Genomic DNA, 15,112 nt, shown 5'->3' on the forward strand with positions numbered 1-15,112 from the left:
CCGGACCCGGCCCCGTCGCGCCGGCTCAGCCCTCCACCCGCAAGGTCGCCGCCACCGGCAGGTGGTCGCTCCCGGTGTCCGGCAGCACCCGGGACCGGGTGGGCACCACGCCCTTGACCATGATCTGGTCGATGCGGGCCATCGGGAACGCGGCCGGCCAGCTGAAGCCGAAGCCGTCCCCGGCCGCCCCCTGCGCGGACCGCATCTGGGCGGTGAGCGGGGCGAGGCTGCGGTCGTTCATGGTGCCGTTGAGGTCGCCGAGGAGGACCACCCGGGGCAGCGGCTCGGCGGAGATGGCGCGTCCGAGCGCCGCCGCGCTGGCGTCCCGCTGGTCGGCGGTGAAGCCGCCGTGCAGTTGCACCCGTACCGAGGGCATGTGGGCGACGTAGACCGCCACGTCGCCGTGGGGCGTGGTGACCGTGGTGCGCAGCGCCCGGACCCAGCCGAGCCGGATGTCGACCGGGGCGGTGTCGTGCAGCGGGTACTTGCTCCACAGCGCGACCGTGCCCTCCACCGCGCGGTACGGGTAGGCGGCGGCGAGCCCGTGCTCGTACACCGGCAGCGCCTGGCCGGTCAGCTCCTCCAGGGCGACCACGTCGGCGCCGGCGGCGGCGACGTCCTTGGCGGTCGCGGCCGGGTCGGGGTTGCCGGCGTTGACGTTGTGGGTGACCACGGTGAGGTTGCCGCCGGTGACGGACTTGTCGGCGATCAGCCCGCCGAAGAGGTTGAGCCAGACCACGGCGGGCACCAGCAGCGCCGCCAGCGCGGTGGCCGAGCGGCGCAGCAACGCGCAGACCAGCAGCACCGGCACCGCCAGCCCCACCCAGGGCAGGAAGGTCTCCAGCAGGCTGCCGAGGTTGCCGACGGTGTTGGGGACGGCGGCGTGGCAGAGCATGACCAGGCCGGTCAGCAGGGCGAGGGCGGCCGGGATCCAGCCGCGCCGCCAGGTGCCGCCGTCCCGCCAGCGGCTGCCGGGGCGGGACGTTCCCGGGCGACCGCCGCGCGGTCCCGGGCGGTCCGCCACGTCGTCCGCCGTGTACGCCTGCGCCATGGGCCGTCCTCACTCATTGTCCGCCTGGAGTGCGCGCCGGGCCCGGGCCGAGCCGGGGTCCAGGGCCCGCGTCCCCGACCCTAGGGGATCGGCCGGGCGCCTGCCGTGGCGCGCTCATGGTGGTGTGACGTACCGCCTCGCACGGCCAGTTCCGCTTCCGCCGGGCTGCCACGGCTTCGTCACAAAACGCTCATACAACGCGTCACCGGCCCGGCCGTCATGCCGGTGGCGTCCCGCTCACCCGTACCGGTGGCGGCGCCCCCGGGGTTCCGGCCGCCGCCCCGGCGTGTCAGCATGGAGGCGATCCGGGGACGCCGTCAGGGCGCCTCGAGACGACGAACAGGAGCCGTTGGCCATGACGCACGTTCAGGCTGCCGCAAAACCTTCCGGTGCTCCCTCCTCCGACAGCAGCAAGGCGCTGTACGGGGGCACGGGCACCCGGCGCGTCACCGTCCGCGACATCGCCGCCGCCAAGCGCCGCGGTGAGAAGTGGCCCATGCTGACCGCCTACGACGCGATGACCGCGTCGGTCTTCGACGAGGCGGGCATCCCCGTCCTGCTGGTGGGCGACTCGATGGGCAACTGCCACCTCGGGTACGACAGCACCGTGCCGGTGACGATGGACGAGATCACCATGTTGTCGGCCGCGGTGGTGCGCGGCACCAGCCGGGCGCTGGTCGTGGCCGACCTGCCGTTCGGCGCGTACCAGGAGGGCGCCGTGCAGGCGCTGCGCAACGCCACCCGGCTGGTGAAGGAGGCCGGGGTGGGCGCGGTGAAGCTGGAGGGCGGCGAGCGCTCGGCCCACCAGATCGAGCTGCTGGTCTCCTCCGGCATCCCGGTGATGGCGCACATCGGGCTCACCCCGCAGTCGGTCAACGCCTTCGGCGGCTACCCGGTGCAGGGGCGCGGCGAGGAGGCCGCCCAGCAGTTGCGGCGGGACGCCAAGGCGGTGCAGGACGCCGGGGCGTTCGCGGTGGTGCTGGAGCTGGTCCCGGCCGAGCTGGCCGCCGAGGTGACGGCGGCGCTGCACGTGCCGACGGTGGGCATCGGGGCCGGTCCTGACTGCGACGCGCAGGTGCTGGTGTGGACGGACATGGCGGGCATGACCGGCGGCCGGACGCCGCGCTTCGTCAAGCGGTACGCGGCCCTGCGCGAGGTGCTCGGCGACGCGGCGAAGGCGTTCGCCGAGGACGTGGTCTCGGCCGCCTACCCGGCCGAGGAGCACAGCTTCCACTGACCCCGCCGGGGTGAGCAGCACGACGGCTTCCGCCGTACGTCCGGGTGTCCTGTTCCGGCGACGTACGGCGGGAGCCGTCGTTCGCTCGACCCGGGCGGTGTGATGCGCGAGGATTTGGTCGTGGACGGCGGCCGTCCTTCGGGTTGCGACCCGGAGGAGGAGCTGATGCGGGCCCTGTACCGGGAGCACGCGGGCGCGCTGTACGCCTATGTGCTGCGGCTGGTCGGCGGTGACCGGTACGCCGCCGAGGACGTGGTGCAGGAGACGCTGCTGCGGGCGTGGCGCAACGCCGCGCGGCTGAGTCCGGTGCCGGGGCGGCGGGCGGGGGCGTCCTCGACCCGTTCGCTGCGGCCGTGGCTGGTGACGGTGGCCCGGCGGGTGGTGATCGACGGCTACCGCTCGCGGCGGGTGCGTCCGCCGGAGGCGGGTCCGGCGGCGCTGGAGCAGATCCCGGCCGAGGACGAACTGGACCGGGCGCTGCGGCTGATGACGCTCTCCGACGCGCTGGGCGAGCTGTCCGAGGCCCACCGCCAGGTGCTGGTGGAGACGTACTTCAAGGGGCGCACCGCCAACGAGGCGGCGGCCGAGCTGGGGGTGCCGCCGGGCACCGTCCGCTCCCGGATCTTCTACGCGCTGCGCAGTCTGCGGGTGGCGCTGGAGGAACGGGGGGTGACCTCGTGACCGCCGCGCACCACCACGATCCCCATGTGGACGTCGGCGCCTACGCGTTGGGGGTGCTGGACGAGGCCGACGCGGAGCGCTTCGAGCGCCATCTGGCGGTGTGCGGGCGGTGCGCGGCGCGGCTGGAGGAGTTCGGCGCGCTGGTGCCGGTGCTGGCCGAGCTGGGGCAGGCGGGGGTGCCGGAGCCGCCGGACGCCGGTCTGCCGGACCGGCTGCTGGCGCGGGTGGCGCAGCACCGGCGGGCCGGGCGGCGGCGCCGGTGGCTGACGGCGGTGTCGGCGGCGCTGCTGATCGTGGCCGGGCCGACCGCCGCCGTACTGGTCGCCGGGGAGGGCGCGCCGCCGACCGCGGTCTCCACCGCCGCGGTGCGCCACGCGGCGACCGATCCGCGCACCGGGGTCTCGGCGGTGGTCGGGGTGACCGGCTTCCCCTGGGGGTCCCGGATCGATCTGCGGCTGTCGGGGGTGTACGGGCCGCTCACCTGTCGGCTGGTGGTGGTGGGGCGGGACGGCGGACGGGAGACGGTCGCCAACTGGCGGGTGCCGCCGGCCGGTTACGGCACCGACGACCAGCGCCGGTCGCTGGAGGTGAGCGGGGCGACCACGATGACACCGGCCGGCATCGCCCGGTTCACGGTGGTGACCGACCAGGGGCGGGAGCTGGTGTCGGTCGCCGGGTGAGGTACCGCGGCCGTCGGCGGGGCGTCGGCGGTGTAGGTGTCCTGTCGGCGGCGTGTCGGCGCGGTCGGCGACGGTTGGGGCATGACACGAAGCAGGACGAGCGGGGCCGCGGTGGAAGTGCGCGGCCTGGTCAAGACCTTCGGGCCGACCAGGGCGCTGGACGGGGTGGACCTCACGGTGCGCCCGGGCACGGTGCTCGGCGTACTCGGTCCCAACGGGGCCGGCAAGACGACGCTGGTACGGATCCTGTCCACGCTGATCCGGCCGGATTCCGGTACCGCTCGGGTGGCCGGGTACGACGTGGTACGCGAGCCGCGCCGGCTGCGCCGGGTGATCGGGCTGACCGGGCAGTACGCCTCGGTGGACGAGAAGCTGTCGGGGTTCGAGAACCTGTACATGATCGGGCGGCTGCTCGACCTGTCCCGCAAGGACGCCCGGGCCCGCGCCGGCGAGATGCTGGAACGCTTCTCGCTCACCGAGGCCGCCCGGCGCCCGGCGGCGCAGTACTCCGGCGGCATGCGGCGCCGCCTCGACCTGGCCGCGTCCATGATCGGCCACCCGGCGGTGCTCTACCTGGACGAGCCGACCACCGGCCTGGACCCGCGGACCCGCAACGAGGTGTGGCAGGAGGTGCGGCGGATGGTCACCGACGGCGCCACCGTGCTGCTGACCACGCAGTACATGGAGGAGGCGGAGCAGCTCGCCGACGAGCTGACCGTCGTCGACCGGGGCCGGGTGATCGCCGAGGGGCGGGTCGCCGAGCTGAAGGCGAAGGTGGGCGGCCGGACGCTGGTCGTCCGTCCCGCCGACCCGGTCGTCCTGCCGGCGATGCGGGACGCGGTGGCCGACGCCGGGCTGGACGGCATCGCGGAGGCGCTCACCGTCCCGGCCGAGGGCACGCTGCACGTACCGATCGTCAGCGACGAGCAGTTGACCGCGGTGGTGGCGCTGCTGGGCGCGCGGGGCTTCGCCCTGGCCGGTGTGGACACCCGGCTGCCCAGCCTGGACGAGGTGTTCCTGGCGGTGACCGGTCAGCGGCCGGCCGAGGTGGCCGGCGGCGCGGACGAGAAGGAGGCGGCGGCATGAGCGCGACGGTGACGGCCGGCGAGGGACGGATCGGGCCGCGCGGCACCCTGCGCCACATCGGCGCGCTGGCCCGGCGCAACCTGCTCCAGATCAAGGCGGACCCGGAGTCGATGCTGGACGCCCTGCTGATGCCGGTGATCCTCACGCTGCTGTTCGTCTACGTCTTCGGCGGCGCGATCTCCGGCAGCCGGCACTCCTACGTCGGCTACGTGGTGCCGGGGCTGCTGGCGATGATGGGCATCAACATCGCGATGGCGGTGGGCACCGGCATCAACACCGACTTCAGGACCGGGGTGATGGACCGGTTCCGCACGATGCCGATAGCCCGTTCCTCGGTGCTGGTCGCCAAGATCGTGGTGGAGGCCGGCCGGATGGTGGTGGCCATGGCGATCCTGCTGGGCATGGGGTTCCTGCTCGGCCTGGACGTGCGCACCGACGCGCTCCATCTGCTGGCCGCGGTCGGGCTCGCCCTGGTCTTCGGCGCCTCGCTGATGTGGATCTTCATTCTGCTGGGGCTCACCATGAAGACCGCGCAGGCGGTGCAGGGGGCGGCGATGCTGGTGCTGATGCCGTTGCAGTTCGGCAGCTCGATCTTCGCCCCGACGCGCACGATGCCGGGCTGGCTGCGGGCGTTCACCGAGGTCAACCCGTTGTCCAACCTGGCCGACGCCAGCCGCGGGCTGGTCAACGGCGGTCCGGTGGGGCACGCGGTGTGGGTCACCCTGGCGTGGGCGGTGGGCATCACGGCGGTGACCGCGCCGCTGGCCGTGGCGAGGTTCCGCAAGAAGGTGTGAGCGCGGGGCGGCGCCGGGTCGGACCGCCCGGCGCCGCCCCAGTAGGCTCGGGGGTTTCCGGCCGATGTGGTGAGGGAGTGACGCCGATGCCTTCGTGGTCCGCCGCGCGGTCGGCAGGTGACGGTCGCCGGGTGAGCCCGGTGTTCTGGGGCATCCTGGCGGTGCTGGCGGTCTCCGGCTGGGGGGTGTGGTCGGCCCCGGCGGCGCAGGGCGGCGGGCGCGGGGTGCGCTTCGCGCTCTTCGTGTTCGTGGTGAGCGGCTGGCTGGTCTCGCTGTGCCTGCACGAGTACGCCCACGCGCGCACCGCGCTGCACGGCGGCGACACCTCGGTGACCGCCAAGGGCTATCTGACGCTCAACCCGCTGCGCTACACCCATGCCGCGCTCAGCTTCGTGCTGCCGGTGCTCTTCGTGATCCTGGGCGGCATCGGGCTGCCCGGCGGCGCGGTCTACATCGAACGGGGCCGGATCCGCGGCCGGTGGCGGCACAGCCTGGTCTCGGCGGCGGGGCCGCTGGTCAACGCGGTGCTGGCGGTCGTCCTCGCGCTGCCGTTCTGGCTGGGGGCGACCTCGTGGGCGCCGCCGCAGTTCCTGGCCGCGCTCGCCTTCCTGGCGCTGCTCCAGGTGACCGCGGCCATCCTCAACCTGCTGCCGGTGCCGGGGCTGGACGGGTACGGGGTGGTGGAGCCGTGGCTGTCACCGGGTGTGCGGCGGCAGATCGAGCCGTTCGCGCCCTTCGGGATGATCGCGGTCTTCGGCTGCCTGTGGTGGGTGCCGCGGATCAGCCACTGGTTCTGGCAGCTGGTGGACGCGGTGCTGCGGGCCTGCCACGTACCGCCCGGGTACTGGTCGGCCGGGTACGAGCTGTTCCGCTTCTGGCAGCGGTGAGCGTCTTCCGGCAGCGGTGGGCGTCAGCCGGTCGTCGCCGCCCGGTCGGCCCTGCCCTTGCGCAGGTAGTACCAGGCCATGTTGGACGAGACGCCGGCCAGCAGGATCCAGACCACGCCCAGGAAGCTACCCCGGACGAAGGAGACCACGGCGGCGGCCACGGCCAGTACGCAGACGAGGGCCGCGAAGATCGCGAGCCGGCTGGTCGGGCGGGGCGGCGGCGTGGCGGGCATCGGGGTCGGCTCCTGTCCGTGACGGGCGGCGGGGGTGCCCCCGCGGGGCTTTCGCCGGTCCATTGTCCCCCATGCCCCCGCAGCCGCCCCGGGCGGGCTCACACGTCGGCCAGCCGCAGCCCCGCGTGCGCCTTGTAACGGCGGTTGACCGAGATCAGGTTGGCCACCAGCGACTCCACCTGGTGGGCGTTGCGCAGCCGGCCGGCGTAGACGCCGCGCATGCCGGGGATGCGGGCGGCGAGCGCCTGGACCACGTCGGTGTCGGCGCGGCTGTCGCCGAGCACCATCACGTCCGTTTCGATCTCGGCGACCGAGGGGTCCTGCAAGGTGACCGCGGACAGGTGGTGGAAGGCGGCGGTGACCCGGGAGTCCGGCAGCAGGGCGGCGGCCTGCTCGGCGGCGCTGCCCTCCTCCGGGCGGATGGCGTAGGCGCCCTGCTTGTCGAAGCCGAGCGGGTTGACGCAGTCCACCACGAGCTTGCCGGCCAGGTCGGCGGCGAGCGCCTTGAGGGTGGCCGCGTGGCCCTCCCACGGCACGGCGACGATCACCACGTCGCTGGCGCGGGCGCATTCGTCGTTGGCCAGGCCCCGGACGCCCCGGCCCAGTTCCGCGGCGGCGGCGCCGGCCCGTGCGGCGTCCCGGGAGCCGACGATGACCTGCTGGCCCGCCGCGGCCAGCCGGTAGGCCAGCCCGCGTCCCTGGTCCCCGGTGCCGCCGAGGACGCCGACGACCAGGCCGGAGACGTCCGGCAGCGCCCAGGGGTCCTTGGGCTTCGGCTTGCCGCCGGTGGCGGCGGAGTTCGCATCGGTAGTCATGACGCGATCCTGCCATCGGGGCGGGCCGGCTCCGGTGCCGGGGCGCGCGGGTCAGGGCTGCTGCTCGCCGGGTTCCTCCCCGGAGGCGCCCGCGTCGTTCCAGCGGGGGTCCCGGCTCCACTCCTCGTCGCGTTCGGCGGCCTTCTCCATGGCGCCGGACGCCTCGGCCGGGGTGGCGTACGGGCCCATCCGGTCCTTGGCGGGGCACTCCGGGCCCTCCTCCACCTTGCGGTGCTCCAGGCAGTAGTACCACTCGCCGGGTTTGCCGGTGCCGCGGCGCTTGAACAGTGCCATGCCCACTCCTCACGTGCGGGTCGTCCTGCCGGTCATCTTCCCCGCACGCGCGGGTTCGCGCGCCGGGGCGCCGATTCTCCGCCGCCGATAGACTCGCCGGTATGTCTGGCCAGTCTCCCCTCGTTCCCGGCACCCTCTCCCCCACCCGCAAGGTGCCCGCGTCGATCCCGCGTCCGGAGTACGTGGGCAGGCCCGCGCCGACGCCCTACACCGGGCCGGAGGTGCAGGACGCGGAGACCGTCGAGAAGATGCGGATCGCCTCGCGGCTGGCGGCCCGGGCGATGGAGGAGGCGGCCAAGGCGGTCAAGCCGGGCACCACCACCGACGAGCTGGACCGCATCGCCCACGAGTACCTGTGCGACCACCAGGCGTACCCCTCCGACCTGGGCTACCGGGGCTTCCCCAAGTCGATCTGCACCTCGCTCAACGAGGTCATCTGCCACGGCATCCCGGACTCCACCGAGCTGCGCGACGGCGACATCGTCAACCTGGACGTGACCGCCTACATCCACGGCGTGCACGGCGACACCAACGCCACCTACCTGTGCGGCGAGGTGGACGAGGAGTCGCGGCTGCTGGTGGAGCGCACCCGCGAATCGCTGGCCCGGGCCGTCAAGGCGGTGCGGCCGGGCCGGCAGATCAACGTGATCGGCCGGGTCATCGAGTCGTACGCCAAGCGCTTCGGGTACGGCGTGGTGCGCGACTTCACCGGGCACGGCATCAACACCTCGTTCCACTCCGGGCTGATCGTGCCGCACTACGACGACCCGCGGGCCACCACGGTGATGCGGCCGGGGATGACGTTCACCATCGAGCCGATGCTGACGCTCGGCACCCACGAGTACGACGTGTGGGAGGACGGCTGGACGGTGGTCACCAAGGACCGCAGGCGCACCGCCCAGTTCGAGCACACGCTGGTGGTCACCGACACCGGGGCGGAGATCCTGACGCTGCCCTGACGGGGGCGCGCGGGGCCCGGGTAGGGTGACTGCCCGTTCCCCTGCCCCGGTTCCCCGAAGGAGTCCGCGTCCCATGACCGCGCCGTCCGCGCATCCCCGGCCGTTCCGACGGCTGCGCCGCCGCCTGCCGGCCGCGGCGGCCGTGCTGCTGCTGGCCACCGGGGCCGGCGGATGCGTCACGGTCCACGGTGAGCGGGCGTTGCTGCCGGCCACCGGCAAGGCGGACGCGGAGCGTACGGTGCGCCACTTCGTGGAGGCCACCAACGTGGCCAACGGCAAGCTCGATCCGGGGCCGGCCGGACAGGTGGAGACCGGGGCGCTGGCGCTGATCGACGGCGCCGGGCTCAAGGCGCGGCACGTCAACCACCCGGCGGGCAACCCCGGTTACCAGCCGCTGGTCTTCCACGACACGCGGTACCTGATACCGCGGCAGCGCGGCTGGCCGAAGTGGTTCGTGGTGGACACCGCGGAGAACCGGGACGCCTCCCGCTGGCTGCTGGTGTTCACCCGCGGCGGCTCGCACGAGGCGTGGCGGGCGTCGTACCTGAACGTGGTGGCCCCCGCCGAGCTGCCGGTGTTCGCCACCGACGGGGACGGTTACGCCGAGCCGGTGGGTCCCACCGCGCAGGGGCTCGCGGTGCAGCCGGGGCAGTTGGGGGCCCGCTACACCGACTACCTCCAGCACGGGGAGAAGGGCGCGGCGCTCTTCGCGGGCGGGGCCTGGACGTCGGGGCTGCGCCAGACGCGGCGCACCCGGTACGCGCCGACCCCGGAGGTCTACACCCAGTTCGCCGACGAGGCGGCCGATCCGGCGCAGTATCCGCCGGTGGCGCTGCGGCTGGCGGACGGCGGGGCGCTGGTCTTCTTCACCACGCACCACCTGATGCGGCAGACGGTGGCGCACGGGCCGGTGAAGGTCACCGATCCGCAGATCGCCGCGTTGCTGACCGGCACGCCGGGCAAGTCGGTGACGCTGGTGGACCTCGCCGAGCAGGTGGTGCGCGTCCCGCCGGAGGCGACCGGGGGTGCCGCCAACCACCAGGTGACCTTCCTCAACCGGATCGAGGGGACGGTTTCGGCCAGCGGGCGGTGAGCCGGCCGGGGGCGCGCGGCGGTTCCCCGGTCAGAGCGCGGCCGGGGGCGTCGTGGGGTGCCGGTGCGGCCTTACGGGCGGTGGTGGCGCAGGCGTCGGTGAGGACGGCGAGCAGCGGCAGCGGGTCGGGCAGCGGCAGGTCGGGCGGGCGGACCCAGGTGACCGCGGTGCCGTCGGGCAGCGCCGCGGGCGGCACCAGGACGTACGAGCCGCGGCAGTGCCAGCGCAGGCCCGGGTGTTCGTCGAGGGTCTCGGGGTGGCAGTCGAGTTCGCACGGCCACCACTCCTCCTCGTCCTCGGGGTGGCCGCGGGTGGCGGTGAAGAACAGCAGCCGGTCGTCCCCGTAGGCGGCGACCGGGCCGGTGGGGGTCGGCTCGGCGGCCAGGCGCTCCAGGGCGAGCCGGCCGGCGTCCGCGGGGACGTCGAGGACGTCGTGGTTGCGGCCGGTGGCGGTGATGAAGTTGGCCGCCGGATGCCCCCGCAGCCAGCGGGTGACCTGGCCGTGGTCGGTGGTGGCCTGGGTCTGCCAGGCGAACGAGACCGGGTGCATGCCCGGGGTGGGACAGCCGACGCGGTCGCAGGAGCAGCGGGAGCCGGATTCGGCCGAGGGGTGGGCGGCGGGGGCGAGCGGGAAACCGGCGTCCGCCGAGGCGAGCAGGAGGGCCTCGCGTTCGGCCGCGGCGGCCGGGCCGCCACGGCCCCTGCCGCGCTGCCCGGTGCCCAGGGCCCCGGGGTGGCGCCGCAGCCACCGCGCCAGCATGCTCCTGCGTTCCATAGAGCCCCTCTCGTCAGCGAGCGTGCGCCCGTCCCCTCTCACCATCCTGCTCCTCGCGCGGCCGTCACGTGAACGCGGGGTGGTGAGCGGGTGGCCGGATCCCTCGTGTGAGGGATGGCGCGGCGGGGACGGACGGGTAGGCTGTTTCCGACAGCGTGTCGGTAAAAGTCGTGGCGGCCCAGGCCGTGACGGCCCGGACGCCGCGACGGCCACCTGCCGTGGCGGCGGGATTGTGGAGGCCCCGCAGTGGAGGCTCTGATGTCCGCCACCCCGTTCTCGGTACGCATCCGCGAGGCCACCCAGGCCCAGCACACCGAGGCCGAGGGGTCGGCCTTCATGGGCGACCTGCTCGCCGGGAAGCTGGGGGTGGCCGCCTACGCCCGCTACACCGAGCAGCTGTGGTTCGTCTACCGGGCGCTGGAAGCGGCGGCGCCGCGGCTGGCCGGCGACCCGGTGGCCGGCCCCTTCCTCCGCCCCGAACTGCCCCGGGTGACCGCGCTGGAGCGGGATCTGGCGCATCTGGGCGGCCCCGGCTGGCGGGCGGCGGCGAAGCCGCTCCCGGCCACCGCGGCCTACGCGGCGCGCGTCACCGAGGTCGCCCGCGACTGGCCGGCCGGTTACGTGGCCCACCACTACACCCGCTACCTCGGCGACCTCTCCGGCGGCCAGGTGATCCGCGGCGTCGCCGAGCGCACCTGGGGGTTCACCCGCAAGGGCGACGGGGTGCGGTTCTACGTCTTCGACGCGATAGCCAACCCGGCTGCGTTCAAGCGCGAATACCGCGAGGCGCTGGACGCGTTGCCGGTGGACGAGGTGGAGAAGCGGCGGATGGTCGAGGAGTGCCGGCGCGCCTTCGCCCTCAACACCGCGCTCTTCGCGGACCTGGGCGCGCTCTTCCCGCTGACCGCGTGAGGGCCCCGTACGTCAACAACCGCTGACGATACATCAGTTGCCGGACGAGGCCGAGAACCACCCGAACGGATCGCTGTATTCCGGGCGCGCAGGGTGGACGATTTGTGCGCGTACGTACGCGCCTCACGCAACGCCTTACGTGAGCGCCGGATCGTCAACCGCGAGGAGCTCGCATTGCGCACGCACCGTGTCGCCACCCCTCGGCGCTACCTGATGTGCCCGCCGACGCACTACCGGGTCAGCTACTCCATCAACCCCTGGATGGACCCGGACAAACCGGTGGACACCGCGCTGGCGGCGGTGCAGTGGGAGCAGCTCCGCGACCGCTACCTGGCGCTGGGCCACACCGTCGAGGAGCTGGAGCCGGTGCCGGGGCTGCCCGACATGGTCTTCGCGGCCAACGGCGCCACGGTGGTGGACGGCAGGGTGTTCGGGGCCAAGTTCGCCAACGCGGAGCGGCGCGGCGAGGCCCCGGCCCACCTGGCCTGGTTCCGGGCGCACGGCTACCCGGCCATCCACGAGCCGGAGCACATCAACGAGGGCGAGGGCGACTTCGCCGTCACCGCCTCGTGGCTGCTGGCCGGCACCGGGTTCCGCAGCAGCCCGGCGGCGCGGGCCGAGGCGCAGGAGTTCTTCGGCCGCCCGGCCATCGGCCTGGAGCTGGTGGACCCGCGCTACTACCACCTGGACACCGCGCTCGCCGTGCTCGACGGCGACGAGGTGATGTACTACCCGCCGGCCTTCAGCCCCGGCAGCCGGGCCGTCCTCGCCCGGCTCTTCCCCGACGCGCTGCTGGCCGGCGAGGAGGACGCGGCGGCGCTCGGCCTCAACGCGGTCAGCGACGGCCGCCACGTGCTGCTGCCGCAGAACGCGATCGGCCTGTTCGAGCCCTTGCGGGAGCGCGGCTTCGAGCCGATCGGGATGGACCTGTCGGAGCTGGGGAAGGCCGGCGGCAGCGTGAAGTGCTGCACGATGGAGCTGCGCGACTGACGGCCGCGAGGCGGCGGCACGGCAGGGCGCGGCACGGCGGAAGAGGGGTCCGATGCCCGAACGTCCTTCCTACGACGTGGTGATCGTCGGCGGCGGCCACAACGGCCTGGTGGCCGCCGCCTATCTGGCCCGGGCGGGCCGCAGCGTGCTGGTGCTGGAGCGGCTGCCCCGGGTCGGCGGGGCGGCGGTGTCGGCACCGGTGTTCCCCGGGGTGGACGCGCGGCTGTCGCGCTACTCGTACCTGGTGAGCCTGCTGCCCCGGCGCATCGTGGACGACCTGGGGCTGCGCATCACGCTGCGGCGCCGCCGGATCTCCTCGTACACCCCGGACGGGCGCGGCGCGGGGCTGCTGGTGGACGAGGCGGACGCGGAGCGCACCCGGGCCTCGTTCGCCCGGGTGACCGGCTCTGAGCGGGAGTTCGAGGCGTGGCGGCGGTTCTACGCGATGACCCGGCGGGTGGCCGAGCGGGTCTTCCCGACGCTCACCGAGCCGCTGCCGACGCGGACGGAGCTGCGCCGCCGGGTGGCCGAACCGGCGGCGTGGGAGGCGCTGTTCGAGCGTCCGCTGGGTGAGGCGGTGGAGGCCGCGTTCGCCGACGACCTGGTGCGCGGGGTGGTGCTCACCGACGCGCTGATCGGCACGTTCAGCCACGCGCACGACCCGTCGCTGCGGCAGAACCGCTGCTTCCTGTACCACGTGATCGGCGGCGGCACCGGCGAGTGGCGGGTGCCGGTGGGCGGGATGGGGGCGGTCACCGGGGCGCTGGCGGCGGCGGCCCGGTCGGCGGGGGCCGAGATCGTCACCGGGTGCGAGGTGACCGGGGTGGCCACCGACGGCCGGCGGGCCGAGGTGAGCTGGGACGGCGGCCGGGCCGGGGCGCGGTACGTGCTGGTGAACGCGGCGCCGCGGACGCTCGCCGGGCTGCTGGGCGAGGCCCCGCCGGAGCCGGCGGCCGAGGGCGCCCAGCTCAAGGTCAACATGGTGCTGCGGCGGCTGCCGCGGCCGGCCGATCCGGCGGTGCGGCCCGAGGAGGCGTTCGCCGGCACCTTCCATGTCGGCGAGTCCTACGGCGAGTTGGCGACCGCCTACCGGCAGGCGGCGGCCGGCCGGGTGCCGGAGGCGCCGCCGTGCGAGCTGTACTGCCACTCGCTGACCGATCCGTCGATCCTCTCCCCCGCGCTGGCCGCCTCCGGCCACCACACGGTGACCCTCTTCGGGCTGCACGCCCCGGCGCGGCTCTTCGCCGCCGACCCGGCGGGGGCCAAGGCGGCGCTGCTCAAGGCGGTGCTGGCCCGGCTGGACGCGGTGCTCGCCGAGCCGGTCGAGGGGTGCCTGGCCACCGACGCCGAGGGGCGGCCGTGCCTGGAGGCGAAGACCCCGCCGGAGCTGGAGGCCGAGGTGGGGCTGCCCGGCGGCCACATCTTCCACGCCGACCTGGCCTGGCCCCACGCCACCGAGGCCACCGGGCGGTGGGGCGTGGAGACCCGCCACGCCAACGTGCTGCTGTGCGGGGCGGGCGCGGTGCGCGGTGGCGGGGTGAGCGGCGTCCCCGGCCACAACGCGGCGATGTCAGTGCTGGAGCGGCCCGTCTGACCCGCCGGGTTCCCGCGGCGCCTGGGCCGGCGGCCAGGGGTCGCCCCAGCCGGCGTCGCGGGCGTCGCGGTAGGTGGCGCCCTGCCGTTTGGAGACGGTGACCCGGCGCAGCCCCTCGTCCCGGGTGCACAGGTCGAGCAGCACCTGTCCCTTGCGGATCTGCGGGTGGCGCACCACGCGGGACGGGGCGGGGCGGCCGGGCAGGCGGGCGGCGGCGACGTAGGAGAACTTCTCGTCCTCGTGGCCGAGCGTGCCGCCCTTGACCTGGCGGTGCAGCGAGGAGCGGGCGACCCGGGCGGCGAAGTGGCACCAGTCGTTCCCGGCCATCGGGCAGGCGGCGTCGTGCGGGCAGGGGGCGAGCACCGTGAAACCGGCGTCCACCAGCGCCTGCCGGGCCTGGAGCACCCGGGCGTAACCGGCCGGGGTGCCCGGCTCGACCACCAGCACGGCGCGGGCGGCGGGCACCACGGCCCGCAGCAGCGCGTCGCGGTCGGCCTCGGTGAGTTCGCCGAGCAGGTAGGAGACGGTGACGAGGTCGGCCTCGGGGACCTCGGGGGCGCCGCCGACGCCCTGCCGGCGCCACTGGGCGGAGCGCAGCGCCGGGTGCGGGGCGGCGGCGGCCAGCGACCGGCCGAGGTCGAGCGCCGCCTGCGACCAGTCGAGCACCGTGGTGCGGTGGTCGCCGTCGGGCCAGGCGTCGGCGACGGCCCAGGTGGCGGCGCCGGTGCCGCCGCCGAGGTCGACGTGGACGCGCGGCGCCCAGTCGCCGGCCCGGGCGCGGAACGCCGCCAGCGCCGAGCGCACCGCCTCGAAGGTGGCCGGCATCCGGTAGGCGGCGTACGCGGCCACGTCCGCCGCGTCACGCAGCACCGGGGCGTCGGTGGGGGTACGCCCCCGGTAGTTCGCCATCAGCCGCTCGACGGCGCGTGCGGCCTCCCGTGACGGCAGCCCGTCCAGGGCGGCGGACAGGGCGGTACGCAGCTCGTCACCGAGCGTGGCAGTGGGGACGTTCACGCCGTCCACCCTACGTG

The 15,112-nt window shown here is 74.8% G+C and carries 16 protein-coding genes and 1 pseudogene; 11 read left to right on the forward strand and 6 right to left on the reverse strand.

The features are described 5' to 3' along the window. Positions 1-25: 25 nt before the first annotated feature. On the reverse strand, positions 26-895 hold the full coding sequence (locus SCATT_RS06220; RefSeq protein WP_407696646.1) for an endonuclease/exonuclease/phosphatase family protein: 870 nt from the start codon (positions 893-895) through the stop codon (positions 26-28). A 511-nt stretch (positions 896-1,406) separates the two neighbouring features. Here SCATT_RS06220 and panB point away from each other — a divergent pair. The 6 genes and pseudogenes from panB to SCATT_RS06250 all read left to right on the forward strand — a co-directional run bounded on the left by panB (position 1,407) and on the right by SCATT_RS06250 (position 6,416). Continuing rightward, positions 1,407-2,288: a 3-methyl-2-oxobutanoate hydroxymethyltransferase gene (panB, locus tag SCATT_RS06225; protein WP_014142105.1), complete on the forward strand. Its 882-nt coding sequence runs from the start codon at positions 1,407-1,409 to the stop codon at positions 2,286-2,288. Between the two features lie 102 nt (positions 2,289-2,390). Then, complete coding sequence (locus SCATT_RS06230; RefSeq protein WP_042507555.1) at positions 2,391-2,969, forward strand: sigma-70 family RNA polymerase sigma factor; 579 nt, start codon at positions 2,391-2,393, stop codon at positions 2,967-2,969. Continuing rightward, the gene (locus SCATT_RS06235) at positions 2,966-3,649 is read left to right on the forward strand and encodes an anti-sigma factor family protein (RefSeq protein ID WP_014142107.1); all 684 of its coding nucleotides are present in this window, start codon (positions 2,966-2,968) and stop codon (positions 3,647-3,649) included. Before SCATT_RS06230 ends, SCATT_RS06235 begins: the two co-directional genes overlap by 4 nt. Positions 3,650-3,820: 171 nt before the next feature. Beyond that, positions 3,821-4,735: pseudogene (locus SCATT_RS06240) on the forward strand (ATP-binding cassette domain-containing protein); the annotation flags it as partial. After that, the gene (locus SCATT_RS06245) at positions 4,732-5,529 is read left to right on the forward strand and encodes an ABC transporter permease (protein ID WP_014142109.1); all 798 of its coding nucleotides are present in this window, start codon (positions 4,732-4,734) and stop codon (positions 5,527-5,529) included. The pseudogene SCATT_RS06240 and the gene SCATT_RS06245, both read left to right, overlap by 4 nt. Positions 5,530-5,615: 86 nt before the next feature. Next, positions 5,616-6,416: a site-2 protease family protein gene (locus tag SCATT_RS06250; protein WP_014142110.1), complete on the forward strand. Its 801-nt coding sequence runs from the start codon at positions 5,616-5,618 to the stop codon at positions 6,414-6,416. Between the two features lie 23 nt (positions 6,417-6,439). Here the strand turns inward: SCATT_RS06250 and SCATT_RS06255 are convergent, their stop codons facing one another. From SCATT_RS06255 to SCATT_RS06265, 3 genes are all read right to left on the reverse strand, one after another. Continuing rightward, positions 6,440-6,649: a hypothetical protein gene (locus SCATT_RS06255; RefSeq protein ID WP_014142111.1), complete on the reverse strand. Its 210-nt coding sequence runs from the start codon at positions 6,647-6,649 to the stop codon at positions 6,440-6,442. 98 nt (positions 6,650-6,747) lie between these two features. Beyond that, on the reverse strand, positions 6,748-7,464 hold the full coding sequence (npdG, locus tag SCATT_RS06260; RefSeq protein WP_014142112.1) for an NADPH-dependent F420 reductase: 717 nt from the start codon (positions 7,462-7,464) through the stop codon (positions 6,748-6,750). Positions 7,465-7,515: 51 nt separating this feature from the next. Next, a complete protein-coding gene (locus tag SCATT_RS06265; protein WP_014142113.1) occupies positions 7,516-7,758 on the reverse strand; it encodes a hypothetical protein in 243 nt (80 codons plus the stop codon). A 101-nt stretch (positions 7,759-7,859) separates the two neighbouring features. On the opposite strand from SCATT_RS06265, the gene map reads away from it, so the two are divergent. Together map and SCATT_RS06275 are read left to right on the forward strand one after the other, a co-directional pair. After that, positions 7,860-8,717 carry a type I methionyl aminopeptidase gene (gene map / locus SCATT_RS06270; protein WP_014142114.1) on the forward strand — a complete coding sequence of 286 codons (858 nt, stop codon included), beginning with the start codon at positions 7,860-7,862 and terminating at the stop codon, positions 8,715-8,717. 73 nt (positions 8,718-8,790) lie between these two features. Then, positions 8,791-9,810, forward strand: coding sequence for a hypothetical protein (locus SCATT_RS06275; protein ID WP_014142115.1), 1,020 nt, complete (start codon positions 8,791-8,793; stop codon positions 9,808-9,810). Here SCATT_RS06275 and SCATT_RS06280 read toward each other — a convergent pair. Then, entirely contained in the window at positions 9,770-10,585 is an 816-nt protein-coding gene (locus tag SCATT_RS06280) for a bifunctional DNA primase/polymerase (protein WP_014142116.1), read from the reverse strand. The two genes, SCATT_RS06275 and SCATT_RS06280, sit on opposite strands and share 41 nt — an antisense overlap. Positions 10,586-10,843: 258 nt before the next feature. Between SCATT_RS06280 and SCATT_RS06285 the strand changes: the two genes are divergently transcribed. The 3 genes from SCATT_RS06285 (at position 10,844) to SCATT_RS06295 (ending at position 14,081) form a co-directional block, all read left to right on the forward strand. Next, positions 10,844-11,497 carry a biliverdin-producing heme oxygenase gene (locus SCATT_RS06285; protein WP_173405626.1) on the forward strand — a complete coding sequence of 218 codons (654 nt, stop codon included), beginning with the start codon at positions 10,844-10,846 and terminating at the stop codon, positions 11,495-11,497. 174 nt (positions 11,498-11,671) lie between these two features. Next, positions 11,672-12,487, forward strand: coding sequence for a dimethylargininase (gene ddaH, locus SCATT_RS06290; protein WP_014142118.1), 816 nt, complete (start codon positions 11,672-11,674; stop codon positions 12,485-12,487). A gap of 52 nt (positions 12,488-12,539) precedes the next feature. Continuing rightward, complete coding sequence (locus SCATT_RS06295) at positions 12,540-14,081, forward strand: phytoene desaturase family protein (RefSeq protein ID WP_014142119.1); 1,542 nt, start codon at positions 12,540-12,542, stop codon at positions 14,079-14,081. Here SCATT_RS06295 and SCATT_RS06300 read toward each other — a convergent pair. Beyond that, positions 14,058-15,095 (reverse strand): small ribosomal subunit Rsm22 family protein, encoded by a 1,038-nt coding sequence (locus tag SCATT_RS06300; RefSeq protein ID WP_014142120.1) that lies wholly within the window; start codon positions 15,093-15,095, stop codon positions 14,058-14,060. The genes SCATT_RS06295 and SCATT_RS06300 overlap by 24 nt on opposite strands. Positions 15,096-15,112 lie beyond the last annotated feature (17 nt).

The organism is Streptantibioticus cattleyicolor NRRL 8057 = DSM 46488 (assembly GCF_000240165.1).
GTDB lineage: Bacteria > Actinomycetota > Actinomycetes > Streptomycetales > Streptomycetaceae > Streptantibioticus > Streptantibioticus cattleyicolor.